Origin of the sequence: Alicyclobacillus herbarius DSM 13609 (assembly GCF_000430585.1) — a bacterium.
GTDB lineage: Bacteria > Bacillota > Bacilli > Alicyclobacillales > Alicyclobacillaceae > Alicyclobacillus_G > Alicyclobacillus_G herbarius.
Genome location: NZ_AUMH01000004.1, coordinates 1 through 26,991 on the forward strand (window position 1 = coordinate 1; position 26,991 = coordinate 26,991).

At 53.3% G+C, this 26,991-nt stretch carries 19 protein-coding genes, 1 tRNA gene and 1 rRNA gene; 6 read left to right on the plus strand and 15 right to left on the minus strand.

Features of this window, described 5'->3' with window-relative positions:
- The 7 genes from H522_RS0103560 to H522_RS21810 all read right to left on the minus strand — a co-directional run.
- A 16S ribosomal RNA gene (locus H522_RS0103560) occupies positions 1-295 on the minus strand; the annotation flags it as partial.
- A gap of 482 nt (positions 296-777) precedes the next feature.
- Positions 778-1,521: an SDR family NAD(P)-dependent oxidoreductase gene (locus tag H522_RS0103565; RefSeq protein WP_026961248.1), complete on the minus strand. Its 744-nt coding sequence runs from the start codon at positions 1,519-1,521 to the stop codon at positions 778-780.
- A gap of 36 nt (positions 1,522-1,557) precedes the next feature.
- Complete coding sequence (locus H522_RS0103570; RefSeq protein ID WP_026961249.1) at positions 1,558-2,766, minus strand: MFS transporter; 1,209 nt, start codon at positions 2,764-2,766, stop codon at positions 1,558-1,560.
- Between the two features lie 394 nt (positions 2,767-3,160).
- On the minus strand, positions 3,161-6,307 hold the full coding sequence (locus tag H522_RS0103580; RefSeq protein WP_035452478.1) for a type I restriction endonuclease subunit R: 3,147 nt from the start codon (positions 6,305-6,307) through the stop codon (positions 3,161-3,163).
- Positions 6,307-7,644 carry a restriction endonuclease subunit S gene (locus H522_RS17390; protein ID WP_051343816.1) on the minus strand — a complete coding sequence of 446 codons (1,338 nt, stop codon included), beginning with the start codon at positions 7,642-7,644 and terminating at the stop codon, positions 6,307-6,309. Before H522_RS17390 ends, H522_RS0103580 begins: the two co-directional genes overlap by 1 nt.
- On the minus strand, positions 7,634-9,157 hold the full coding sequence (locus H522_RS0103590) for a class I SAM-dependent DNA methyltransferase (protein WP_026961251.1): 1,524 nt from the start codon (positions 9,155-9,157) through the stop codon (positions 7,634-7,636). The genes H522_RS17390 and H522_RS0103590 overlap by 11 nt, the downstream gene beginning before the upstream one ends.
- Positions 9,158-9,171: 14 nt before the next feature.
- Positions 9,172-10,758: a restriction endonuclease subunit S gene (locus H522_RS21810; RefSeq protein WP_026961252.1), complete on the minus strand. Its 1,587-nt coding sequence runs from the start codon at positions 10,756-10,758 to the stop codon at positions 9,172-9,174.
- Positions 10,759-10,965: 207 nt separating this feature from the next.
- Between H522_RS21810 and cysK the strand changes: the two genes are divergently transcribed.
- On the plus strand, positions 10,966-11,919 hold the full coding sequence (gene cysK, locus H522_RS0103600; protein WP_026961253.1) for a cysteine synthase A: 954 nt from the start codon (positions 10,966-10,968) through the stop codon (positions 11,917-11,919).
- 242 nt (positions 11,920-12,161) lie between these two features.
- On the opposite strand, the gene H522_RS0103605 is transcribed toward cysK, so the two are convergent.
- Positions 12,162-15,032: a transporter substrate-binding protein gene (locus tag H522_RS0103605; protein ID WP_026961254.1), complete on the minus strand. Its 2,871-nt coding sequence runs from the start codon at positions 15,030-15,032 to the stop codon at positions 12,162-12,164.
- 266 nt (positions 15,033-15,298) lie between these two features.
- Positions 15,299-15,505 (minus strand): transposase, encoded by a 207-nt coding sequence (locus tag H522_RS0103610; RefSeq protein ID WP_026961255.1) that lies wholly within the window; start codon positions 15,503-15,505, stop codon positions 15,299-15,301.
- Between the two features lie 82 nt (positions 15,506-15,587).
- Here H522_RS0103610 and H522_RS0103615 point away from each other — a divergent pair, with 82 nt between their 5' ends.
- Positions 15,588-15,929 (plus strand): transposase, encoded by a 342-nt coding sequence (locus H522_RS0103615; RefSeq protein WP_026961256.1) that lies wholly within the window; start codon positions 15,588-15,590, stop codon positions 15,927-15,929.
- Positions 15,930-15,946: 17 nt separating this feature from the next.
- A complete protein-coding gene (locus H522_RS0103620) occupies positions 15,947-16,858 on the plus strand; it encodes an IS3 family transposase (RefSeq protein ID WP_026961257.1) in 912 nt (303 codons plus the stop codon).
- A 169-nt stretch (positions 16,859-17,027) separates the two neighbouring features.
- Here the strand turns inward: H522_RS0103620 and H522_RS17395 are convergent, their stop codons facing one another.
- Positions 17,028-18,092, minus strand: a complete 1,065-nt coding sequence (locus tag H522_RS17395; protein ID WP_081411845.1) for an ISL3 family transposase — start codon at positions 18,090-18,092, stop codon at positions 17,028-17,030.
- 590 nt (positions 18,093-18,682) lie between these two features.
- Here H522_RS17395 and H522_RS0103630 point away from each other — a divergent pair.
- The 3 genes from H522_RS0103630 to H522_RS0103640 all read left to right on the plus strand — a co-directional run bounded on the left by H522_RS0103630 (position 18,683) and on the right by H522_RS0103640 (position 21,656).
- Positions 18,683-19,729: an aliphatic amidase gene (locus H522_RS0103630; RefSeq protein WP_026961258.1), complete on the plus strand. Its 1,047-nt coding sequence runs from the start codon at positions 18,683-18,685 to the stop codon at positions 19,727-19,729.
- Positions 19,730-19,822: 93 nt separating this feature from the next.
- Positions 19,823-21,013 carry an AAA family ATPase gene (locus H522_RS17400; RefSeq protein WP_081411846.1) on the plus strand — a complete coding sequence of 397 codons (1,191 nt, stop codon included), beginning with the start codon at positions 19,823-19,825 and terminating at the stop codon, positions 21,011-21,013.
- 28 nt (positions 21,014-21,041) lie between these two features.
- A complete protein-coding gene (locus H522_RS0103640) occupies positions 21,042-21,656 on the plus strand; it encodes an AmiS/UreI family transporter (protein ID WP_026961259.1) in 615 nt (204 codons plus the stop codon).
- A 178-nt stretch (positions 21,657-21,834) separates the two neighbouring features.
- Here H522_RS0103640 and H522_RS0103645 read toward each other — a convergent pair.
- The 5 genes from H522_RS0103645 to polA form a co-directional block, all read right to left on the minus strand.
- A tRNA-Leu gene (locus H522_RS0103645) sits at positions 21,835-21,919 on the minus strand.
- An 84-nt stretch (positions 21,920-22,003) separates the two neighbouring features.
- A complete protein-coding gene (locus H522_RS0103650; protein WP_051343821.1) occupies positions 22,004-22,639 on the minus strand; it encodes a lytic transglycosylase domain-containing protein in 636 nt (211 codons plus the stop codon).
- Positions 22,591-23,220 carry a dephospho-CoA kinase gene (gene coaE / locus H522_RS17405; protein ID WP_035452481.1) on the minus strand — a complete coding sequence of 210 codons (630 nt, stop codon included), beginning with the start codon at positions 23,218-23,220 and terminating at the stop codon, positions 22,591-22,593. Before coaE ends, H522_RS0103650 begins: the two co-directional genes overlap by 49 nt.
- Positions 23,217-24,119, minus strand: a complete 903-nt coding sequence (gene mutM, locus H522_RS0103660; RefSeq protein WP_026961261.1) for a DNA-formamidopyrimidine glycosylase — start codon at positions 24,117-24,119, stop codon at positions 23,217-23,219. The genes coaE and mutM overlap by 4 nt, the downstream gene beginning before the upstream one ends.
- A 126-nt stretch (positions 24,120-24,245) precedes the next feature.
- The gene (gene polA / locus H522_RS0103665) at positions 24,246-26,990 is read right to left on the minus strand and encodes a DNA polymerase I (RefSeq protein WP_026961262.1); all 2,745 of its coding nucleotides are present in this window, start codon (positions 26,988-26,990) and stop codon (positions 24,246-24,248) included.
- Position 26,991 lies beyond the last annotated feature (1 nt).

Genomic DNA, 26,991 nt, shown 5'->3' on the forward strand with positions numbered 1-26,991 from the left:
GGCTACGCATCGTCGCCTTGGTGGGCCGTTACCCCGCCAACCAGCTAATGCGCCGCGGGCTCCTCCATCAGCAGCGCCTTAGCGCCTTTCCCATCCCAGGGATGCCCCCAAGATGCCTATCCGGCATTAGCACCCGTTTCCGAGTGTTATTCCCGACTGATGGGCAGATTGCCCACGTGTTCCTCACCCGTCCGCCGCTGACGTCCGGGAGCAAGCTCCCTTCCGTCCGCTCGACTTGCATGTATTAGGCACGCCGCCAGCGTTCGTCCTGAGCCAGGATCAAACTCTCAACAAAAGTTCGCCTCCCGGAGTCCAGCGCCCCAAAGGGAGCGCTTGCACCCCGGTCCTTGGCTCTTATTGCGAATCACATCCGTGTTCGCAAGACTCTCTGTGCGTGTTTAGTTTTCAAGGAACCTCATTGACTTGCTTCACCTGTTCCCGCAGTGACCGGGCTATCCGGTCGCAAGCGGCATCGTTCATCGTATCACCCACGCGCCCTAATGGCAAGCGGTAGATGATGGATGCCGATGTTTTGCGGTTTTCAGGGTCGCCGGTCGATTGGCGACGCTGACTAATATAGCACGGATTGAAAGAGAGATCAAATGGAATCTTATGGAGCAAGATGCTTGCTGGGGAGCAGCATTCAACTCAGGAGTCGCAACGAAACTAGAGACATCATAACAACATGGATTAAAGAAGGCGCTGCCCCCTCCCCCATCTTACGATGAGTTGTGGAACAGCCCCGTTTTCTAGCCACGGAGTGATGAGATCATAAAGTCATTCTACATAAATCATTTTGCGCGTCATGCCCCCATCGAGCACCAGGTTCACCCCGGTCAGGAAATCATTCTCGGGATCCGTCAGGTAGAAGCAGGCACGTGCCACGTCCTCGGGCCGACCCACACGGCCCGCCGGGTGTTGGGCGTGATCGGCCTGGGTTAACGCCCCATAATCGCCCGTCTCAATCCAGCCCGGGCTGATGCAATTGACGCGAATGCGCTTATCTCCGAGGGAGACAGCCAGGGCGTGGGTGAGGGCCACAATCCCCCCTTTGGAAGCAGCATATGCCTCGCTGTTGGGTTCGGACATGAGCGCCCGCGTCGAAGCGATGTTGACAATACATCCGCCCTCAGGCATCTCCTTCGCCACTTCGCGGGCGCATAAAAACGCCCCGCGCAGGTTCGTATTGAGCACCGAATCCCACTCGTCTACCGTGAGTTCCAACGGCGATTTCCAAATCCCAATGCCGGCATTGTTGATGACGATGTCGATCCGCCCGAAGCGCTGCACGGCGGTATTGACCATCTGCACCACCTGGTCGGGTACGCGCAGGTCGCATACCACCGAGGCGATAGACGCGTTGTGCAGGGATGCGGTGGCCTCAGCCAGCAGATTGGCGTCCTTGTCTGCGAAAACGACGTACGCGCCGGCTTCCACATACGCTGTGGCCACCACCCGGCCGATGCCGCGACCGGCCCCCGTAACCAAAACGACTCGATTTGCAAAACGGTCTTTCGTCATAAGAATTCGTCCCTCCGTTCCGGAATCGTAGAACGATTAAGTGATGATTCGGGCCCGATGAACGGAGCTTGCGGATTGTCGGCCGGTCGAAAACCAGGCCACCCCCGCCACTAGGAGTAAGAGCCCACCCGTGCACCAAAACAAGCTGTGAATGGAATAGGCGCCGCCAATCCAACCACCGACCAGCGGGCCAAGCGTGTTTCCAATCTGATTGGCGGTCTGGTTCAGACCAAATGCGCGGCCGCGAAACTCGGGCGTCGTGCAGCGGACGACTAGACCGTTAATGGCCGGAAACACCGCGCAGAAGAACGCCCCATAGATAAAACGCACCAGGGCAAATGTCCACACTTGATGAAACGGGATCTGCGCCAAGGTCCACACCCCGCCGCCCACCAAGCCAATCAGCAGTACACGGCGAAACGTCGTTTTGTCCGCCAGTTTTCCCCACATCGGAGCAAACACCACGCTCGCGATGCCTGCCAGCGAGAAAACGACGCCGGACAGGAGCGACGCATCGCGCATCGATCCGGACAATTGCGCTACATAAAGCGTCAAAACGGGCTCCACGGTCATAATCGAAAAGGCGGTCAGTGCATTCAACCCGAGCGCGGAAAGGAGTGGTTTGTTCTGCCACGCGTCACGAAACGCGCCAAACACGGATGTACGCTGCTTGGTCGGCTCAAATTTTTCCTCGCGGACCCAGAAGATAACCAGCAGCGTCGAACAAAAGACCAACAGACCCGCGCTAGCAAACGCGATACGGTTGCCGAGCAAATGCGCGATGCCTCCACCAATCAAAGGGCCAATAATGCCTCCCGTCGCCGTAGCAGCAGAAATCATGGAGAGAGCATACCCCACCTTGTTCTCCGGTGTATTGGTGCCCACGAGCGCGATCGAACCGGGGATATATCCAGACAAGAGACCCTGCAGAATGCGCAGGCCCAAAACTTCGTATGGATTGGTCGTGAATGCCGTGAGGGTGTAGACCACAAACAACACAAACCCCGCTCGGACAATCATCGGTTTGCGCCCGTATTTATCGGCCATCGATCCCCAAAACGGAGACGAGATGGCCCCCGCCACAAACGCCACGCTGTACAACAGGCCAGACCACATTTCCGTGTGCGTATGCACGCCAATCTGAATCAGGAACAAAGGTAAAAATGGAACGACCATCGAAAAGCTCGCCGAAGTGACCAAACAGCCAATCCATAACACTGCCAGGTTGCGCCGCCACGTCTCCATGCTGCTTCGCCTCTTTACCCTGTATCTTCTTTCACTCATTCTACAAGGTTTTTCAGACGGAAGCATCTTACATGTTACGCGACATGAAAATTCCGCGGGTTGAAGGATAGGCGGACGATCCGCCCGTGAGGCCACGTTCTTAACGCGACCAAAGGTCCAAATGAAGAAACTCCTGCGCCTCCAACATCAAGAAGAAAATGACTGCCAGCAGGATGACGATCGCGGCCACATGCTTTGTTTTCATGAATACCGGTCTCCTCACAATAAGATGAGGATAGGATACCCAAATGATGGACGGTTCATAAAGGAGGTCGATGTAATTTGACATAACAGGTTTTCGTACGGATCGGGCCAGTTTTCGACCTACCAGTGGCGCCCCAACAAGAGACTCCGGTTATTCATCCAGGTCTTCCGACTCGTTTTCTGCGAGCAATTCCGCCTGTTGAATCACGAGGTCAATGGCCATTTTCTCAAGGTCGGGTGGATACCCGTATTTCTTTAGTAGCCTTTTGACGGTGACCCGCATCTGCGCACGTACATTTTCACGCAAAGTCCAATCCACGGTGATGTTCTTCTTGATGGCTTGGGTTAACTCGTGCGCGATTTGCTTGAGTACTAAGTCACCCATCAACTCCTTGGCCGAATCGTTCGCAGATAAGGCCTCGTAGAACGCGGCTTCTTCCTTCACGAGACCAAGGTCTTCGCCGCGCTTGACGGCCTCGTTCATCTCTTTGGCCATCTGAATCAATTCTTCAATCACTTGCGTCGTTTCAATCGTACGGTTGTTGTACTTGCGAATGGCTTGCTCGAGCATCTCGGAGAACTTCCGGGATTGCACGATGCTGGTGCGCGAGACCGCCTTCACCTTGCCTTGCAGGAGCCTGCGCAGCAATTCCACCGCGAGGTTCTTCTGCTTTAAGCCCCGGACGTGCTCTAAGAACTCATCCGACAGGATGGCGATGTTTGGCTTTTGCAACCCGACGGCGTCGAGGATGTCCACAACTTCCTCGGAGACGATAGACTTGGAGATCAGCTGATTGAGCTGGGCATCCAGCTCGCGGGTTGTTTTCTTCTTGTTCTCCGTTGTGATGAGTTTGACGATGCCAGATTTGACGGCCTTGAAGAAGCTGATCTCCAGATTGACCTCTTCGGCAGCGGCTGTGGTCGCACACAAGGCGTACGCCCGGGCCAGCTCCGTCGTCCAGTTGAGGAAGTTCTGCTTGCCCTCCTCTCCAAGGCCAAGGACATAGTCCACCGTTTCCACAATGGCTTTCATCCTGTCCGCTGCCCTCTCCGAAGTGAACCTGCTGTAGTCGTGCCCGTGCAGCAGCTCGCGAATGAGTTGCAGCTTCTCCAGCATAAAGTCCACTGCGGCGTCTGTGTCGATGCCGGCCGTTTTCCGGTCGTTTTCCGTGTACTGCTGCAGCGCCGACTTCAGCATGTCCGCAATCCCGATGTAATCCACAATCAGGCCACCCGGCTTATCCCGAAAGACTCGGTTGACGCGCGCAATCGCCTGCATCAGGTTATGGCCTTTCATCGGCTTGTCGATGTACATGGTGTTCAGGCACGGCACGTCAAACCCAGTCAGCCACATGTCACGGACTATCACAATCTGGAGCGGATCGTCCACATCTTTCATCCGCTTCGCCAAGTACTCGCGGCGGCGCTTGGTGCCAATGTAAGGTTGCCATTCCTCCGGATCGCTCGAGTTGCCGGTCATGACGATTTTGATTTTGCCCTCGCTGTCGTCGTCGCTGTGCCACTGCGGGCGTAGCGCGACGATGGCCTTGTATAGGTCGATGGCAATGCGACGAGACATCACGACAATCATCACCTTGCCGAACATAGCCGCCTGGCGCTGCTCAAAGTGCTCCACGATGTCTTTCGCGATCTGTTTGACCCGTTTTTCCGATCCCGCTAGTGCCTCCAACCTGGCCCACTTGGACTTGAGACGCTCACGCTGGGTGTATTCCTGGTACTCCGTAATCTCCTCGTACTCGTCGTCGATGACTGGCCGCTCCGCCTCGGACAGCTCCAACCGGGCGATGCGGCTCTCGTAATAGATCTTAACCGTGGTCCCGTCCTCCACCGCGCGTGTCATGTCATACACGTCGATGTAGTCGCCGAAGACCGCCGGCGTATTCTTGTCGGTCAACTCGACGGGCGTCCCCGTGAACCCGATGTACGATGCGTTGGGCAGGGCGTCCCGCATGTACTTGGCGTAGCCGTATGTAATTTCCGCCCCGTTCTGACGCGCGACGATTTCCGCCTGAAATCCGTACTGGCTGCGGTGCGCTTCGTCTGCGATGACGATGACATTTTTTCGGTCGGTTAGAACAGGGAGCGTGTCCTCATCATCGTCTGGCGCAAACTTTTGCACGGTCGTGAAGATGATGCCGCCTGATTCCACGGACAGCAATTCGCGTAGATGTGCACGGCTCTCAGCCTGTTGGGGCATCTGTCGAAGCAAGTCCTGTGATTTACTGAAAGTGGTAAACAATTGGTCATCGAGATCGTTCCTGTCCGTCACCACGACGATGGTGGGATTGTCGAGCGTGAGTACCAGCTTTCCCGTATAGAAGACCATGGACAGGCTTTTTCCCGACCCTTGCGTGTGCCAGACGACGCCAATCTTCCTATCCCCTTCGTCCATGGTAGCGCGCAGGGTGCTCTCGATGGCCTTGTTGGTCGCATGGTACTGGTGGTAGCCGGCCAGAATCTTGATGAGGTTTTCTCCGTCCGTCTGAAACAGGACAAAGTGCTTCATGATGTCGAGCAAGCGCCGCTTCTCGAACATCCCCTTAATTAGCACTTCGAGCTGAGGCAGCGAAGACGGCGCGACGTCGTCGCCATCCACCGTGCGCCACATCATGAAACGGTCTTCGTCGGCTGTTAGCGTGCCAGCGCGAGCGTTGACCCCGTCGCTGATGACGAGGAACGAGTTATACGTAAACAGTGACGGAATCGCGCTTTTGTAGGTTTGCACTTGGTTGTACGCGTCGCTGATGCCGACTTCCTCGTTGGAAGCGTTTTTCAGCTCCACCACCGCAATCGGGAGCCCGTTCACGAACACAACGATATCTGGCCGCTTCTCCTGATTCTCCACCACAGTAAACTGATTGACCACTAGAAAGTCGTTGTTCTCCACGCGATCCGGATCTGTCTCGAACACCCAGACCTTTTCGGTCCGGTACTCACCGTTACCTGCGGGAACCTGCACGTCGATGCCGTCCGTGATCATCTTTTGAAACGCCCGGTTATTGATGAGCAGGCTGGGACTCTGTGGCACCTCGATGAGGCGAATCGCCTCTTCGATGGCTTCCTGAGGCACGCGTCGGTTGATGCGCTGCAAAGCCTCACGCAGTCGATCTTTCAAAATCACGTCGTGATAGGATTCCCGCTCTGGGTATTCGCCGCCCGGCGAGATTTCCGGACCGTATGCCCGGTCGTAGTTTAATTCCTCGAACCACTCCAACGCAGCCTGTTCGAGGTCGCTCTCGTTATAGGATGGGTGGTACACTGCGGCGCGTTCGGACATCAGCGCATCTCCTCTAGCTCTGCCTCTTCTATTGGCACACGGATTTCCCCGGACATGAGTTTGGGGAGCAGGGCGTCGCGGATTTCGGCAAGTTTATGGGCTTGTGCCCCCAACAACTGTATAGTCCTATATAACTCGTGAAACATGCTTGCATATTGCCTGGCGACTTCTATCGTCGGAATGGCCACGCGATGGACATTGAGCAAACTCGTGATGTCAAGGTTCTTGATCCCTGTCGTACCGTTCTCATATTGAAAAAGGATACCTTCTTGGTACAAATAGGACAGGTAGCTGTAGAGATAATCACCGTAATCAGATAACGGTTTAATGACTCGACAAAAGTTGGTGCATATCAATGGCGCTTCAAATTTCTGTAGGATTTCGTCCACAATCAGCACCGCTCTCCCCGTCGACTGTGTTGGGCTACCTCCTGAAATCTCAATCACGATGTCGCCATGCGATAGAACTTTCCTTGAAACATTCTTAGGTAGGATGAAACGGCGTGGAACCTTTCCAAGTGCACCCTTTCTAAGTTCGGGGATGTCTGCTCCACGGATACAAGATACTTCGTGCACGTGATTTCCTTGCGGACTGTCTTTCCCCCAATCTCCACCTGATATTGCGATAATTAAGTCTTGGATACTCCCAACCTGCCATCCCTTCGGGATGGGACCCAACTCACTTTCCTCAAACTCGCCGCCACTCGCCTTGTACGGATCTCCATCCTCATTCGGAAACTCAAAGTCGACGAACCAGCGCTTAAAGAGGGCCTGGGCTATTTCCTCGAGGTTCTTGTTGATGGCGTTGTTAAGTTCTATTTTGTCGTCCAGAGACGACAATATGGATGTAATTGCGATTTGATCAGCTAACTTGGGCGCTTTAATCTCCAAATTAGCCATTATTTTCGTATTTAACGAAGGCATGGTAGCCCCGACTGCAATATTGCGAACGTGCTCCTTAAAAGTTTCAAGCCCAAAATAATAGGATAGATACCTGGGATATATTCGCTTGGTATCGATCACACGTACACGTAAACACCGACCAGAAAACAGCCATCCATCTTCCTTTCGAGAAACGTATGCCCGCCTATCAACAGAACCGACCCTGCTGAATACAATGTCGCCCTCTCTGAGGGTATATTTGTTTAGCCGAGTTGCGTCTTCGTCGGATACAAATGGAGTATTCTCATGGATTATCCTATTCTCACCCAGATGTTCAACGGTAATAATAGGAGTCCCGCTCTCTACATAGTCTTCCTTGTGCAGCTGGCTTCCAAAAGGCCCCGTCTGTACATTGGCGATATCGCCAATTTTGAATGTTTCCCACTCAAAACTCAAACCCAATCCCCCCCAATCGCTTGCGAATTTCATCTTCCAATTGCCGCGACTTCGCGAACTGCTCAGCCAGTTCTGCCGTCAAGCGAGCCATTTTCTCCTCAAACGGTTCGCCATCTTCCTCGACCTCTTCGATACCGACATACCGGCCCGGGGTCAAAATGTACTCGTGCTCCTGGACTTCAGCAAGCTTGGCCGCATAGCAGAATCCCTTCACATCCTCGTACGTCCCGGCTTCACTCTGCCCGCGCCACGCGTGATATGTATCGGCAATCTTGCGGATGTCGTCCGGTGTCAGCTCGCGATGCGTGCGGTCCACCATCTGCCCCATCTTGCGGGCATCGATGAACAGGATTTCGTTACGGCGATCCCGCAACCCCTTCGGCGCTTTGTTCTTCGCGATGAACCACAGGCATACCGGGATTTGCGTCGAGTAGAAGAGCTGTCCGGGCAACGTGACGATGCAGTCCACAAGCCCCGCCTCGACAAGATTTTTCCGAATCTCGAACTCGGCGGTCGTGCTGGTCGACATCGATCCGTTCGCTAACACAAACCCGGCCACGCCGCTCGGAGCCAATTTGTTCACGATGTGCTGAATCCACGCGTAGTTGGCGTTCCCGGCTGGAGGCACACCGTACGTCCAGCGAGCGTCTTCGGTAAGCCGTTCACCGCCCCAGTCGCTCACGTTAAACGGCGGATTGGCAAGGATGAAGTCGGCCTTCAGGTGCTTGTGCAGGTCGTTGTGAAACGTGTCTGCATTGTGTGGGCCCAAGTTGCCGTCAATCCCGCGAATGGCCAGGTTCATTTTGCACAGCCGCCAGGTGGTGGGATTGGACTCCTGACCGTACACCGCAATGTCGCCGATTTTCCCCTGATGCTCTTCCACAAATTTTTCACTTTGGACAAACATACCGCCCGATCCGCAGCAGGGATCGTACACACGCCCCTTAAACGGCTGAATCATCTCTACGAGCAGTCGCACCACGCAGGTAGGGGTGTAGAATTCGCCGCCGTTTTTCCCTTCGGCGCTGGCGAATTTGCTCAGGAAGTACTCGTATACCCGTCCCAACACATCCTTGGCGCGGCTCTCCCGGTCGCCCACCTTGAACGAAAACAGGTCAATCACTCCGCCGAGCCGCGTCTTGTCGAGCGCCGGCCGCGCGTAATCCTTCGGCAGTACACCCTTGAGTGACGGGTTTTCCTTTTCAATCGCAATCATCGCGTTGTCGATGATTTGGCCAATCTCCGGCTTCTTTGCGTTGGCCTGAATGTGACTCCAACGCGCCTCTTTTGGCACCCAGAAAATGTTTGCCGCAGTGTATTCGTCACGGTCTTCCGGATCGGCATAGGGCTCATGCTTTAACGCCTCGTACTTTTCCTCAAAGGCGTCTGAGACGTACTTTAAAAACAACAGTCCAAGCACGACGTGTTTGTATTCCGCCGCGTCCATGCTGCCACGGAGCTTGTCGGCCATACTCCACAGCTTTTCTTCAAATCCGATATTTGCCGTCGCCACGGTCTATGTCCTCCTTAGTACAACTCACAGTAGAGTTGGTTTTTGACCTGCTCCCACCGGGTGGTCGCGTCCCGAATGGCAGATAAATAGCGTTCTTTCTCTTTTAAATAGCGTTCAATGATGCTGCGCTGTTGCTCTTCCGAAATCAAAGGCACCTCGATGTCCCCGACGTCGGCCGCGTTTAAGTTCATCACCGTTGTTCCCCTCTGGAAACGCTGAATCAGCGCTGTACCCGTCGGGCTTTCGAGGAATATTTTTGCGAAATGGCTCAAAATAGCCTTCTTAAATCGCAGAACCAGAATATTGGCGGACGCGATGACCATGCCGTCGGTCTCCGGAAAGACGGCAAGTTTTGTCACAGTCCCACGGCATGTTATGACCAAATCCCCAGGTAGAATCTCGTAGCGCTTCACTTTGCGCTCTTCCTCATCGATGGTGTCCAATCCACGCAAGTCTACCTCTCCATCCTGGAGATTCGATATGTTCAACACACGTATATTTCCAGCCTTTATGTCCTGCTTCAAAATGGACTTGCCACGGAAGATATCCGCCACATCCCGCAGCTTCACCTTAGGAGTCGCAGCTTGTTGGTAATCACGGAGTACATCCTCATTGACATCAAGTAATACGTCAATCCGCCAATTATCCAGCAGCCGAAACTTGTCCGGATGAACGGAAACCTGTTGTTCCGGGACCAGCTTCGTACTTTCCAGTGCAAACCGTCCAAGAACAACCTCGTCAGGAGGGGTGTTTCCAAATTCAACCTGATACGTTTTCACAGACGTAAAAGGACGGAACAACCCTTCGGGTAGTGCATAAATCGAGTGTACTGGAGCTTGTTCATTCGTTTTTTGCCGCCAAGCGGCGATATCTCCAGATTGGAAAACCACGCGCGCAGGAAGGGTGGTACTGAGTCGACCGCCCCCCCGCAGCAACGGTAGGAGATGATTTATCGCGACAGCCTCAGCTTCCCTGGTCGTGGTTTCGAGGCCCTCGCTCACCTTTGTGCCGAAGTCCGGGATCGTCAAAATGGCGTCAAATCTAGTCTCAAGCGGCAGCGGCTGATAAATGGAGCCTTGAATTACGGTGACATTGGGGAACGGATCGAAATACGTTTTCAACAACCGCCCGAGGACATAGTTTTGCGTCAGCAACGTCATCGAGAACGGCTGTAGATAACACTTGGTTTCCATCAAACCCCATATGTATTTCTCCGCCTCACAGAACAGCAAGGACTGATACCGTCGTTTCCGACACGTTTCAATAAATCGCTCGACGATTCCAGGATGAACCATGACGGTCCCCGTCACTCTATCGCGTCGCAGGGTTTCGCAGGCGTACTCCAGTAAGTCTAAATCCTTGCCGGCGTGGTACAACTTGAAGAATAAGTCCTGGTCACCAGGAAAGTGGCCAAATTCCCGTTCCCCGACTCCTTCCTTCATAAAGCGAAAGAGTTGCTCCGGATTCGAAGAGATCTCTTCTCCATTCTCGGTCTGCTCTAATTCTTGTTTGGTCCGTCCGACGCGAGCGGCTTCCCGGAGCAGTTGATCCCGAGAGGTTATTTCATGCAACAGGCAGATGTTCCAAAACGAATCCTTCACCTGGCTCACTCATTTCGCTTTCGGTTCTTGCATGAATTATACATACTCAGATTTAGTATCGCAATACTAATCGCAGTGGTCATCGGGCATTCTAAGTGGGGGAGACGAATTTATTCATTTCCGGCGTATTCATACCAGTTTAGTATGCTATAATGGGCACGAGGCTCAGAAATCTGAACCCGGAGCAACGGAAGGAAGGTTGAGATTATGTCCGAGTCGCTTAAAATCCCTCCTCGTCCGAAAATTGCCCGCAACATCACGGAACTGATTGGCCACACCCCTTTGGTTCGGCTCAACCAGATTAGCGATGCCAGCGGAGCAGAAGTTTTGGCCAAGCTGGAGTATTTCAATCCGCTGGGCAGCGTCAAAGACCGTATTGGGTATGCGATGATTGCCGCGGCTGAGGCGGAAGGCCGCATCAACAAGGATACCGTCATCATCGAGCCGACCAGCGGTAACACCGGCATTGCTTTGGCGTTTGTCTGTGCCGCGAAAGGGTATCGGTGCATCCTTTGCATGCCGGAAACCATGAGCATCGAACGTCGTAAGCTGTTAAAGGCGCTCGGCGCGGAGCTGGTTCTGACCGAAGGCCCCAAGGGTATGAAGGGTGCCATCGCCAAGGCCGAAGAACTCGCCAAGGAGACCCCGAACTCCTTCATCCCTCAGCAGTTTTCAAACCCGGCTAACCCGGAAATCCACCGCAAGACAACCGCTGAGGAGATTTGGGCGGATACCGATGGCAAGGTCGACATCCTCATCAGCGGCATCGGTACCGGTGGAACCATTACGGGCATTGCGGAAGTCATCAAACAACGCAAGCCTTCCTTCAAGGCGATTGCCGTGGAGCCGACCGATTCGCCAGTACTCTCCGGCGGACAGCCTGGCCCGCATAAGATTCAGGGGATTGGCGCTGGATTTATCCCTGATGTTCTGAATACGGAAATCTACGATGAAGTCGTTCAGGTTTCCAACGACGAAGCGTTCCAGGCTGCGCGCAAGTTGGCCCGTGAAGAAGGCGTCCTCGTCGGCATCTCGTCAGGCGCAGCACTGCATGCGGCAGCGACCGTCGCCAATCGGCCAGAAAACCGTGGCAAGACGATTGTCGCCATCCTGCCGGACACCGGCGAGCGGTATTTGTCGACAGCTTTGTTTGAGGAGTAAGTCCGGTATTCTTGTTGTGGTTGCGAGTCAAAGCACGAAGATAATCGTGAGCGGGGAGTTGTGAGTCTCCCCGCTCTTTGTATGAACGATTAAACAGCCAGGTTCCCGACCCTATCTTATGACAGTGCCATGCCGGGTTTTTGTTCAACGTACCCTCTCAGGCAGATTATCACGACACGCAACCGTTGAAGGCGGTTGAGACAACTTGGGTAAGCTCACTTCACGGCGGTTCTGCTACGCCATTACATAAAACGGTATTCCTTTAGTTTACGATATAATGTGGTACGCGACATACCGAGATACTGTGCGGTTCGACTGATGTTCCCGCCGAATTCGTTCAGATAGTATTGAATCTTATCTCGCTCGGATGCTATATTGAGGTTTCGTATCTCATATAAGTTTGACAGCCGGGACCGAATACCCCTCCGTTCTAAACTCTCATGGCGCACATGACCCGCGTTATTCACATAAAGATGCTCTGGCAGATGATTAAGCTGTAACTGTTTGGATTCTCCGGCTAGATAAAACGCACGTTCTATAACGTTTTGCAATTCACGGACGTTCCCGGGCCAGCTATAGCTCAGAAAAATTTTCATTACATCTTTCGAGATTGTTTTTCTTGGTAATTTAGAACGCTCACTTAATCGTTGTATAAAATGATATGTGAGTTCAGGAATATCCTCTTTTCTGTTACGCAAAGGCACAAGCTCGATTGAAAAAACATTGAGTCGATAGTACAGATCCCCCCGAAACGTCCCTCCAGCGACTTCCTGGGTGAGATCACGATGTGTGGCTGCAATCACACGTACGTCCACACAAATCGGTTGGTTATCCCCAACTCTTACGACTTCCTTTTCCTGTAACACCCTCAATAGCACGGCCTGCTGTTCGGCAGGCATGTCTCCAATCTCATCAAGAAACAACGTCCCGCCACTAGCGGCTTCAAATTTACCTTTGCTGCCTCCCTTTCTAGCCCCCGTAAATGCGCCTTCCACATAACCAAACAACTCTGCAGTCAAGAGATCTCCGGACAACGCAGCGCAATTAACAGGGATAAACGGTCCATTCCTTCGTGAACTCAGCTGGTGGATGGTTTTCGCAAACAGTTCTTTCCCAGTCCCACTCTCGCCAAGAATGAGCACGTTCGCATCAATCTTCGAGGCCAAGTGGGCGAGTTCGAGATTCCGCACGAAAGCAGGACTGTGACCAATCAGTATCGGCTCTTCAACCGATGTTGTAGCTACCTTTCGGCTAGCAACTGTGCGACACACGAGATGGAGAAACTCCCCGTCTCGATGACTCTCAACTTGGACTACATGGTTGTCGATGGTGTCCAGTCGGAAAGATATATCATATTTTTCTTTCGACAGGCGCGACAGAATCCGAGGGAGCAAGGAACAATCCTTTTCTACCAAACGCCTCCCAGTCTGATTCGCGATTAGCAACTCACCACTTTTCACCAACAGATGAGGTTCTTGATCCTGTTCAAGCACCGACTGGAGCATTTCCTCCGCCTGCGCGAGTTTATCTTTTGTCTGTTCCAATCGCATAATAGTGTCCAATACCGTCCGCCCTGCATCTCGCAAAGTATCTATAGCCTCCCGTGACATGGCTCGAAGCGGAACGAACACGCCAACGATTGCTCGTAGATCGCCGCCAGGAAGACGTATAGGGAGACCAATACTTACCCAATCCCGAAGTTCTTCTCGTGTATGCGAAGATCCCCACACCGTGGTATCACTGCGGCTCTTGAGGGCTAACACAAGACCGCAAGTGCCAATCAATTCCTCTCGGACATAGATCCCTGGTTGCAGAAATGCAGGGAGTTCAGGCACCGAGGCATCGCTACGTACAGAGCGTACAACCAATCCATCTGCTGTACAGAATACAAGATGCCCATGAAACAGCGTGATCAGTCGCTCGACGTCATTCACAAACGACTGCATGTGATCCAACTGCTTCCTTAACTCATCACTGGACGCCACTGTACGAACAGGAGTTGCTTCCAAACTGCTTACAGTGTTTACGTCGTTCAGAAATGGAATCGGGCGAATTGGTCGCTCTGACGCCCACACGATTTCAAATCGTCCCTGTCTATTGATCCTTCCAATTCGTGAATACAGCCACATGTGCTGGTTGTCCGGGTCAACCTTTATTGTCCCTTGTGGAGCCGAGAACGTCATACCTCGAAGGGTCGATCTCAGTGTGTCCGTGTTGGTCGTCCCGGATTTCTCAATTGCCTGTGCCAACAAGTAAACACTGTAGTAAGCGCTTTCCATAACAAAACTTAATACGTCAGTTCCATAGACCATCTGATAGTTGTGGACGAAAGCCTCATTCTCTCGTGTCTTTACACTCGAGAAATACGGAAATGAGGTATAGTGTCCAACCGCATATTCTGCCCCTATGGCAGCAACCTCGGTCTCTGCCGTAATGCCACTCGCAATCGGTATGCCTATTTGCGCGTGATAGAATTGCTGATAAAAGGCGACGGCGCTATCTCCGACTAACGTAGAAAAAACGACACTCGGTTTACGGGAACGTAGTTCATCCAGTACATGTTGAAACTTCTGGTTTCCCAACTGGACATACGTCTCCCCGCATACCCTGCCATGCTGTACACGAAGGAGACGGCGAACGTGTTTGTTCGTTTCACGTGGATAAACATAATCAGAGCCAATCAAATAGAAATCTCGCCCGCATTTTTCAATCAACCACGGAATAAAATATTCTAGCTGCTGATTGGGTACCGGTCCGCAATAAAACACATATGGTGAGAACTCCTCTCCCTCATAGAGGGCCGGATAGAAAAGTAGTCGATTATACTTTTCTAGTACAGGGATAACAACTTTCCGACATGCGGACGTATACAGGCCGACCAAAGCCGCGACCTTATCCTCACGTATCAATTTCTCTGCCTTGCGAGCGGCGGTCACCGGATCTGATCCGATGTCCTCCGTAACCGGTATAATCCTTCGACCTAGAGGCCCGCCTCCCTGATTGATTTCACGAACGGCCAGCAAGGCAGCTTGATACTGCCCCCGCTCTGTGACACTTGTTGTACCAGTCAGAGAAAATAATAGCCCCAATTTGATGGCCTGGTTCTCCGACATTACACCTCATCCTCCCCGTAACATCCCGACGCTACGTCATATTCGAGAAGGAATACACACCAAATCGAAGGCATTTTGGCTTAATTTTCTGGCGCGTAAACGAACGCTTCCCCCGCTCTTTTCCATGTGAATTAAGAGGTGTTGTAGTTAAAAACCCCATTCGACGTGTACACCGACAGGGAGTGGTGCCGCGTTACCCTTATACGAGGATTCGATGAAGCTGCAGAAACTCCTCCTATCTAGCCCTTAATGGCCTCTTCGTCATTTCAAGTGGGTAGGTCGAGCTCCAGTTTGCCGAGCAACAAGTAGATGATAGTGATAAAGTTGTCTACATTTCTGTACCCTCTGGCCCTGCGCTTTGCGGCTTGAATCAAACCGTTTAAGTTTTCAAGGAGTGCGTTTGTGACATACGTGTCGAACCAGGACAGAATGCCCTCTTGGTGTCGACGAATGGTCTTCGCTGCTTGAATCATCGGCTGTAAACCTCTTAAGCCCCGTAATCGAGTTGGACAATCTCCCTAATCCATGAGACCATTAGGTCAGGAGGTTGTTCACGTGGAACGTCGGAAATTTACTCCAGAGTTCAAACGCCAAGTTGTCGAACAGGCGATCGCCGCCGGGAACAATTCCGTTGTGGCTCGGAAGTACGATATCCGTCCGAATCTTGTTAGCCGATGGGTCCGCCAGTATAAAGCTGGCCAATCCATGCAGGGCAGCAGTCCGAAAGGAAACGCTACCCATGTCACCCAGCAGGAACATGCTCAACTCGTCGCAGAGAACCGTGAATTGGACAAGCAAAATGCCCATCTCAAACAGCTTCTGGGCGAGAAAGACCTTGAAATTGCCATTTTGCGTGACCTGCTAAAAAAACAGAGCCCTCACTTGCGGATAAAGTAGCCATTGCGCACAAGTGGATCACAGCCGGGTATAACGCTACTCTCGTGCTGCGCATAGTGGGGGTCTCTCGATCCACTTATTACTATCAGTTAACACACGAGCCAAAACCGCACACTACCTCGGGTGGGCGCCCGATTCCTGGGTACTCACTAACTGCGGAGGGCCGCAAGGTCAGCGATGAGCAGATCAAGGAATGGATTATGGAGTCCATTGCCGGAGATGGTTACGCCTACGGGTACCGCAAGCTGACCCACATGCTCAGACAAGACCATGGACTCGTGATCAACGAGAAAAAGGTGTACCGCCTGTGTAAGGAACTGGATATCCTGCGGCCGCAACGGAAACTCCGTCATACACACCCGAGGAAGCTGGCACAGAACCGTACCATCACGGCACCAAACCAGCTCTGGGAGGTGGACGTCAAGTACGGGTACATCGCAGGAGAGGACCGCTTCTTCTTCGTACTGTCGTACATCAACGTGTATGACAGGCAGATTGTGGGATACCATATCGGTTTAACCTGCGAAGCCAGACATGCCGTCGAGACGTTTCGAGCAGCACTGTGGAAGCGTCAGATTCTTCAGTGTCATATACCGTTGCCCACCGTCCGTTCGGATAACGGCCCGCAGTTCGTGAGCAATTTATTTGAATCGGAGTGTGAACGATGGAATGTCGTACACGAGCGTATACCACCCAAAACGCCAAATATGAACGCCTACATCGAGTCGTATCACAGGCTCCTGGAGGATGAGTGCTTGTCAATGTACGAGTTTCAGACCTACGCAGAGGCGTATCAGGCGGTCGTCGAATTCGTGACCCGATACAACAACCGCCGGCTGCACTCGAGCCTGCATTACCTGTCCCCGTCGGAGTTCTACCGCCGTCATATCGAGACAGGGCTCGAGCCTAGACGCCCTGTGAGGGTGTGACGCACGTCGGTGTGTATCCCGGACCTTTGCCCCTAACTGCCCAAAGGCCAGAGGGCGGAGGGGCGGTCAAGGGGAACCGAAGGTTCAGCGACAGCGGCCCTTGACGGACCGACGACCGATGGCAATTTGTGGCCCAGGGCAAAGGCCAAAAGAAAAACTGTGATTGAGCTCAATATCGGGAGCATGTGTCCAATCTACGGGTGTTAATCCGTAAACGTGAATGGGTGGCCCAGAAATACCATTTGTCCAGAAACGGTTTGGCCAGAACTTTCGGTTGCTGCCATAATTCTTTGAAGTTCATTTGCAAGTGGTACGCCCGCACGGTTTTGAGATTCTGTTTACTCAGCGTCGAAAGCATTTTGGATTGAGCTGCCGTCAGCTTGTTTGGATTCTTGAGCCAAACATAGCGGGAACGTTTCAGTTCCGGATGTTTGCGTTGCTCGTCCCTACGAACCGCGTCCACTGCCTCGGATAGAACCTTGACCACATGGAACTTGTCAAACGTAATCGTGGCATTCGGGAACACTTGCTTGGTACCCGTAATAAAGGCTGGAGACATATCGCAGGAGACGGTCGTTACATTCTCGGGATGTCCCTTATGGCTCCGAAAGTCCTTGGCAAAAGCCTCTACAGTCGCGGCATCCTTGCCTGGTGTGACAAACAAAACCTTTCGCTCATCAATATCGGCAACAACGGTGACGTACTGATGTCCGCGTGCCACAGAGGTTTCATCGATGGAAATGCGGCTGACGTTGGAGAAATCCTCTTTGTCACGGGCCTTTTGAACGTAATGCTGGATGATACGCCAGATTCGTTTATCTCGTTCACCAACAAGTCGGCCGACGGAACTGACAGACATCTCCCTGGCCAATTGAATCACGTATGCCTCAAACAACTTGGTGAAATGACTGGACTTTCTCGACCATGGAACGTTTACCAGCCTGACACCGTTGCTACTTTCACTTGAGCAGTCATGACACCACACACGTGGTACTCGGGCATGCAAGTGTGTTTGATGCTCAAAATAGTTGACATGACGCCATGTGTGCTCCTTCCGGTCATAAATGTCTGTGTTTGTTCCACCGCATTCAGAACAGGGGAATTTTGCGCCTTTGCGATAATCAAGCTGGATATCCAGGCGTTTTTGCGCTCGACTAAACTCTACGGAAGAGACGTACCATGGTTCGTCGATGCCAAGCGACTCCGTGAACAAAGCCAGAACTGGATCATGCATGTGAATCGGCTCCTAGAGGTCAAGAGACCGTGGAATACCGAAGCGAAGCGAGGATATGCCGCGAAAGCTCTTGACCGATAGTTCTTGGGCAAAATCTGATTCAGAGAAGGGCCGACTATAGGGAGGCCTTCTCCTAACCCTCCTGCCTCAATCTCTTTCTATCCACATGCTTGACATCTTCAACCCATTTCAACCGACGAAGCGCCCCTTAATGCCCTTATAGACCATCGGCACACGTGTGAGAAGAATGGATAGTCCCGTCCCGCAGGCTTTATCCCATTGTTATTACATTATGTCCCAATGTGTTAGAAAGCTGTCCGATGGTGTTCCACGTCTCTTCCTACGCTACGCCTCATAAAACACTATCGCATATTCAATGACAAAGGTGAACACGTATGAACACCCACAAGTAACGCCGTCCCTGATTCCATATGTGACCGCTCGCCCTGTCTATTTGTGTCCAAATGGCTGCAATAAAGGTCTTAATCACCTGTAACCCTTCAGTAGAAAACCGTCTTATGTCTTAATGGCACGATAATTGCATTCAAAATTGAGCGACAGCAAAATCCCAATGAAGGAGTGTTACACGTATGCGACATGGGGACATATCGAGCAGTCCGGATACTGTAGGCGTAGCAGTAGTCAACTACAAAATGCCCCGACTCCATTCTCGGGAAGAAGTCATTGAAAACGCACACAAGATTGCCGATATGGTGGTTGGCATGAAGCAAGGACTGCCTGGGATGGACCTAGTTGTATTTCCGGAGTACAGCACGCAAGGAATTATGTATGACCCGAAGGAAATGTTCGAAACAGCATCTCTTATCCCCGGCGAAGAAACAGAAATTTTTGGGGAGGCGTGCAGACAGGCGAATACGTGGGGTGTCTTCTCACTGACTGGTGAACGCCATGAGGAGCATCCGAAAAAATGGCCCTACAACACGTTAGTCCTTATTAATAATAAAGGAGAGATAGTACAAAAATATCGAAAGATACTTCCGTGGAACCCTATTGAGGGATGGTATCCTGGCGACAAGACATATGTGTCTGAAGGACCTAAGGGGCTTAAGATCAGCCTCATTATCTGCGATGATGGAAACTACCCCGAAATCTGGCGCGACTGCGCTATGAAGGGAGCAGAGCTCATCGTACGTCCGCAGGGCTATATGTATCCGGCTAAGGAACAGCAGATTATGATGTCCAAGGTCATGGCTTGGGCCAACAACTGCTATGTGGCTGTTGCCAATGCTACAGGCTTCGATGGTGTTTACTCCTACTTCGGACACTCTGCCATCATCGGATTCGATGGCCGTACATTGGGTGAGTGCGGCGAAGAGGAATACGGAATTCAGTACGCCGAGCTTTCGCTGTCGCAAATTCGCGACGCACGTGCGAACTGGCAGTCCCAGAACCAATTGTTCAAGCTGCTGCACCGTGGATATACGGGAATCTTCAACTCCGGAGACGGAGATAAAGGTGTTGCAGACTGTCCGTTCGATTTCTATCGTACGTGGGTTCTGGATGCCGAAAGGGCTCGTGAAAACGTCGAGAAGATCACTCGTGCCACGGTAGGTGTGGCTTGTTGCCCAGTCGGCAATCTGCCGAGACCAGAGCGGGAAATGGAAGAGACCCGATGAAACGTCTGCAACAAGCAAGGGCCGGAATATACCCCGGCTCTTGCTATCGGTGAATTCGATGGACATTGGTGCTAGCGAAAGGAGCCTAATTGCATGCCTTTCATTAACGAGATGGTCGACAGTTTTTCGAACCGCAGTAGAGAAAATAGGGGACAGACGTCTAACGAACCCGCTACGGAAGAGAATCTCAGGCCCGCGACGGTTACCCGGATGGTCACTCGGTTTCGATTTGACCCGCAACAGGTTTTGCGATATTTGCGTGACCGTCTCGCGGGTCAGGACGAAGCCCTAACTGCCATATACTCGATGCTGCGATTGATCCGTGTTGATATCACTGACCCTTCTCGCCCACTGTATGTTGCATTACTACTAGGTCCGACCGGCGTGGGCAAGACAGAATTGGTTCGTGTGCTGGCCGAAGCCATCCATGGTCGGAGAGACGCCTTATGCCGAATCGACATGAACACGTTGTCACAAGAACATTACGCTGCATCACTTACGGGGGCACCACCAGGTTATGTGGGTAGTAAAGAGGGAATAACATTGCTGGAAAAGGAAAAGATTGAAGGTTCCTTTAGTGCCCCGGGCATTGTATTGTTTGATGAGGTCGAAAAGGCAAGTGAAACTGTACTACAGACCCTCTTAAACGTTTTTGACAATGGTCTCATGACAGTTGCATCTGGTCAACAAACGATCAATTTTCGTAACAGCATCATCTTTATGACGAGTAACGTCGCGGCTCGTGAACTCCAGCAATACGCCAAGGAACAAAAGGCGGACACAAACAAGCATCCGCATTCGGACGACGAAAATGATTCATATCGTAACACTCGTGGGCTCTCCATTTTGGGAACTGTAAAAAACGAAACTCGACAAATCGTTGAAAAGAGGTTAGAAGAGGTATTCTCACCAGAGTTCCTCAATCGAATCGATGACATCATTACATTCAACTGGCTGGACGAGCATACGATAGATTCGATTATTCAAATGGAGCTGTCTCGGTTAAACCAACGGCTCACAAAGCATGGGTATCAGGTCAGTTTAGACGAATCGGCCATCTCTTTACTGAGAGAAATCGGATTCGACACACGCTTCGGAGCGCGTTCCCTCAAGCGGTGTCTAAGAAGATACGTGGAGCTGCCGCTCGCAGATTTTCTGTTTGACCACGAAAACCAACTGAACCAACAAAGAGAGGAGGCTGAGATTGAACAGCAGCTGCCTTTGGAACGAGCGATTGTTCTCATAGGTTCCCGATCCGGAGACACCGTCTACTTTCATCTGTAATATGAATTCCCAGATTGGGGGTGAGCATATGAGCAATGTCGGACTCATGTATGTTGGAGCCGTGCTGTTCATCAACGCACTGATGCTACTGAACAAAATCGATAATAAGAGTGCAGGAGTGTTCAACCTGTTTGTTGGTAGTTTGCAAGTATTGACACCTATCTACATAATATTTAGCACTCAAGATTCCTGGACCATATGGTCCGCCTCTGGAATTTTTCTATTTGGATTCACCTATCTGTATGTGGGCCTCACAAACCTCTGTAAACTTAGCACCACAGGCCTAGGCTGGTATTGCCTGTGGGTTTGCATCCTCGCTATCGGTTATTCGATCGTAAATTTTGTACATTTCCACGACTTGAAATTTGGTATTATCTGGATGATGTGGTCATTCCTTTGGGGGCTCTTCTATCTACTGCTCGCGCAAAATCGTGACATCGCCCTGTTCACGGGCTGGGTGACGTTCATCGAGGCGTGGGTTACGTGCACAATCCCCGCTTTCCTGTCCATGGTAGGACTGTGGAAAGCCATCGGCCCCACTCTCGTGTGGATTTCTACTGCCATTATAATAGTTTCCTTCGCCGTCGTATTTATTCGTACACACTCACCCAGTGAACGCCACCCTACAGCGTCCGCGCCTTAACCTGCTTCACGAAAAAAATCTTACCAAGGCGTTTTAGCAATGTAGAGAGTGATCCAAACCCAGCAGGTATAACGCATATTACGAAGCAGTGCGCGTCGATTTGGCTACTAGAAACAAAACGGGAACCTCGCAAACTAACTCGCGAGATTCCCTATGCCATTTGGCTTTCGATCTTCCGTGGTGTCGAGGACGGGACTTGAACCCGTACGGGTTTCCCCACACGCCCCTCAAACGTGCGCGTCTGCCGATTCCGCCACCTCGACATGGATGAAGTGGGTACCACCTAATGCCCAATACCATTCAATCGACAGACTTTATTATACGGACGGGATGAGCGTTTGTCAACCTTATGTGGGCATTTTCCATGCCGCGTCCGATCCGTAGATCCGCTTGTACAGCATATAATTATAAAAGACTCGGTCCACAAAGTGCCGTGTCTCGCCCACCGGAATCTGCTGTACGTCGGCCAGTTGACCGTTCCAAGTGCCGTCCTTCAGCCAGGTGCTGACGCGCCGGGGACCGGCGTTATACGCCGCAATGGCGGCGGTTTGGTTGCCGTGGAAGGCAGCCATGAGATAGTGAATATACCAACTGCCGATTCGGATGTTGGTGCGTGGATTGTGTAGGTCAAGCTGGCCTTCTAGCACCGGATCCTGGTCTCCGTGCTGGCGCATCTGAACGCGAATCCACTGGGCGGTGCCGGGCATCAATTGCATGAGTCCGACGGCGCCAGCATGTGAAACATCGTTTGTATTAAACTTACTCTCCACGCGGATGACACTCGCGACCAGGAGCGGATCGACATGAGCCGCGCGGGCCGCCTGCTGAATCTCCGCAGTATACCCGATGGGATATATCCACTGCCAAAACCGGTTGGAACTCATCAACCCAATCAAAGCCACAAGCAAAATCAGGCTGATGAGAATGCGTCGGTTTACGATGAAAATCCGCAGCCGGCCGCCTCGCTGCGAATGCTGTTCCATATCCGTTCAACCTGCTCTCTGGTAAGGTCTAGGGTTCCCGTATTATCAATGACGTAATCGGCCAGGCGTCGTTTCTCCTCGATGGACATCTGCGCGCGGATGCGGGCTTTCGCTTCCGCCTCCGAATAGCCGTTGCGGGCCATCAGACGGGCGAGTTGGGTGGCTTCGTCGGTGTAGACGACAATCGTACGCTGGACTAGGTGGCGTGTTTCCCCTTCAAAAAGGAGCGGTACATCCCAAACGACGGGGTTGCCCGGATGCTCGGACAGGTACGCTTTGGTCTCGGCCATCATTCCGCTCCGCACACGCGGATGCGTGATGGCGTTCAACCGCTGCCTGGCCGCCTCGTCCTGAAAGACGATGGCCGCCAGAGCGCCCCGGTCCAGGCTCCCATCGGATCGCAAGATGCGGTCCCCGAACGCCGCCACCACCTCGCGCAGCCCCTCGGACCCCGGTTCCACCACCTTGCGTGCCCAAACGTCCGCATCCACGACATACGCGCCCAGCTCCCGCAGCATGCCTGTAACGGTACTCTTGCCGGTGGCGATGCCACCGGTCAACCCGACGATGAGCCCGTTCATGTGCCGATCCCCTCATCTTCCTTTGTTCGTCTAGGGCTTTTCCGGCTTGCCGCAGCACGTTTCTTCGCGGGCCGGGGCGGGCGCTGGCAGTTCGGACAAAAGTGCGTACCGCGGCCGGCCACCCGCGTCTTGACGATGGTCGACTGACATACGCGGCAGGCCTGCCCTTCGCGAGCGTAGACGTTCAGCTCCATTTGGAAACCACCATGCCGTCCATATCCATCCACGTACGTGCTGACGGACGATCCGCCCGCGGCGATGGCGCGGGTCAGCACATCCCGCACGGCGTCCAACAGTTCGCTGCATTGGCGACGGGTGAGTTTTTCCGCCGCACGCTCCGGATGAATGCGGGCGAGGAACAACGCCTCGTCCACATAGATGTTGCCCAGACCGGCCAGGCACGTCTGATCCAACAATACCGCCTTGATGGGCGCCCGACGTCCGTGAATGCGCCGATAGAGGGCGGCCCCATCCAAGTCTTCCGCAAACGGTTCGGGCCCCAGACTGGTGAGTCCCTTCGGCAGGGGTTCGCCCATGCCGACGAGGTCCATCGTGCCAAACTGGCGCACGTCACGATACCGCAACTCGGTTCCGTCGGTGAAGTGAAAGATGACGTGGGTGTGCGGGCGCTCTGCGTCTCCGTGCGGATGCAGCCGATACTGTCCCTCCATACGCAGGTGGGACACGAGCTGATACGGCGGCACCCGGAAAATGAGATACTTTCCTCGTCGATCCACCCCCTCAATGCGACAGCCTGCTAACTCCGCGGCAAACCGCTCTGCGTCATCGGGGGTACGCACGATACGCGGCAATCGAACCTCCACACGTTCAATGGTCTTCCCGACGACAAGTGTCTCGAGGCTGCGGCGGACGTTCTCCACCTCGGGCAGTTCGGGCACGGCTCATCCCCCTTTCTCGCGTGTCAATCATGGTTGCTTCACTCGTTAAATCGCGGCGCGTCACTTGTTACACCACGCTGGCTTTACTTATGGAACAGGCCCGTTGCGTCACTGTCGCTCGTTGCGTCACTTGGCTTCGTACCACGTCTTCCCGGCGTGGACATCCACTTTTAAAGGTACGCTAAGCACCATCGCGTTCTCCATCTTCTCCTCGACCAAATCACGCAGGGCGTCAAGCTCGTCGTCGGGACACTCGAAGATCAGCTCGTCATGCACCTGCAGCAGCATGCGGGCCTTGAGGCCGGAGTTGTGTAGGGCCTCGTCGATGCGCACCATCGCCAACTTGATGATGTCGGCGGCGGTCCCCTGAATCGGCGTGTTCATGGCGGTGCGTTCGGCGAAACTCCGCAGATTGTAGTTGCGGCTCCGGATATCCGGCAGGTAGCGACGGCGGTTGAGCAGAGTGGTCACGTACCCTTGCTGTTTGGCCGTCTCGACGATCTCGTCCATGTACCGTTTCACGCCAGGGAACTTGGCGAAATACCCTTCGATAAATTCGGCCGCCTGTTTGCGCGGGATGCCGAGGTTCTGCGACAGACCGTAGTCGCTAATACCATAGACGATGCCAAAGTTAACCGCCTTGGCCTGTCGGCGCATCAGTGGCGTGACCTCGTCCGGGCTGACTTCAAACACGTCGGCGGCGGTGCGGGTATGGATGTCCATGCCCTGCCGGAACGCCTCTATCAATGCCTCGTCTCCAGAGAGGTGGGCGAGAATGCGTAATTCAATCTGCGAGTAATCGGCCGACAGAATCGACCAATCCTCGTAGCTGGCGGCAAACGCTTGACGTAAGCGACGCCCCTCTTCCATCCGAATTGGGATGTTCTGCAGGTTCGGATCGCTGCTGGATAGCCGTCCCGTAGCCGTCAAGGTCTGGTGAAAGCGGGTGTGGACGCGGCCGGTCTCGGGGCGGATGACCTTGAGCAGGCCATCCACGTACGTGGATTGCAGCTTGCCCAACTGGCGAAACTCCAAAATCCGCTCCACGACTTCGTGATACGGAGCCAGTTTCTCTAACACATCCGCGCTGGTGGAATAGCCGGTTTTGGTCTTTTTCATCGCCGGTAGGCCCAGCTTGTCAAATAATACGTCCCCCAGCTGCTTAGGCGAATTGATGTTGAACTCGCAGCCCGCCAGCCGGTAGATCTCCTGTTCCAGTGCCGCAATCCGTCCGGTCAGCTCTTTGCCATAGTCGCGCAGCCAGTCAGCATTGACAGAAAAGCCCAAGGCTTCCATGCGAGCCAACACCAAGGCGAGCGGCAGCTCGACGTCTCGGTATAACCCATCGAGGTCTTGAGCCGAAAGGGCGTCCTGAATGTGTTCATTCAGTTGGAGCAAAAGCGACGCGATGCGGGCGGCCGCCTCTGCCGCCTGCTCCTCGGCATCCGTAGCCTGACCCTCGCTTGCCGTCTTTTTGTCTCGCCCTCCGGCCATGATGGCCGTACGGCCTGTCACCTTGGCGCCCGCCGCGCGGCGCAACGTACCATCCAAGCGCACCTGCAGTTCCCGTTCCAGAATGTCCGCCAGTGACGGCTCACCGTCGGACGGGTTGAGCAGATAACTGCCAATCATTGTATCGTCCCACGTGTCGTCCAATGTTAACGTGTGGCCGTGACTATCGAGCGCGACCGCCAGGGCCTTGATGTCAAACACGACCTTATCCACGTCATCGCTCCACAGCCGCTCCACGTCTGCCACGCCCAGGTCACCGGCAAACGAAATGTAGTACCCCTTATCACGCAGGCCGATGGCGATACCGCGGATGTCCGCCGTCTGATAATCGCCCTCCGCAAAATCGATCAGCACGCCACAAGGACTGCGCAGCGAGTCCCAAAAGGCGGTCAGCTGTTCGGAATGGGTGATAACGTCCACCGGCAAATCCGCTGCGGCTGCCCTTCGGTCCTCCTCTATAACGCCCGTCTCGTCCGGATTGTCAATTTCCCCGGAAATCCTGTCGACCAGTGACTGAAATCCCAAATCGAGAAAAACACGGCGGACGGCGGACGGATCGTACCCTGAATACTTCAACTCATCCAGTGTGACGTCAATCGGCGCCTCACGGCAAATGGTAGCCAGTTGCTTGGAGAGCAGGGCCTCCTCGCGGTGTTCCTTGAGGCGTTCCTGAAGCTTCTTCCCAGAAACTTCTTCGATATGGTTGAGGACGTTCTCCACCGTCTCATACTGTTTCAGCAGCTTGATCGCCGTCTTCTCCCCGACCCCAGGCACCCCCGGAATGTTATCCGAACTATCCCCCATCAGTCCCTTTAGATCGACAATTTGTGCGGGCGACAGCTCAAAACGGGCGCGCACCGCCTCGACGTCGTACCTATCCATTTCCGTGATGCCTTTGCGGGTGACGGCGGCGTGTACGGTATCGCTGACGAGTTGAAGGAGATCCCTGTCCCCAGAGACGACCAGGGTATATAGGCCCTGGGCCTCCGCGATGCGGGATAAGGTGCCAATGAGGTCGTCCGCCTCATAGTTTTCCAACTCGATGATGGGGATGCGAAACGCTTTTAGCACCTCGCGAACGAGCGGAAACTGTTCTGACAGTTCGCTGGGAGTCTTCTGGCGTGTTCCTTTGTATGCGTCAAACACCTGGTGACGAAACGTGGTCTTGCCTACGTCGAACGCCACGGCGATGTGTGTCGGTTGTTCATCTTGGAGCAATCGCAACAGCATCTGTGTGAAGCCAAACACCGCATTCGTAAACTGTCCCCGCGCGTTGGACAACGACGGCAGCGCGAAAAACGCACGATACGTGATGCTGTTTCCGTCAATCAGGACCAGTTTCGATGATGGGCTGGTCATA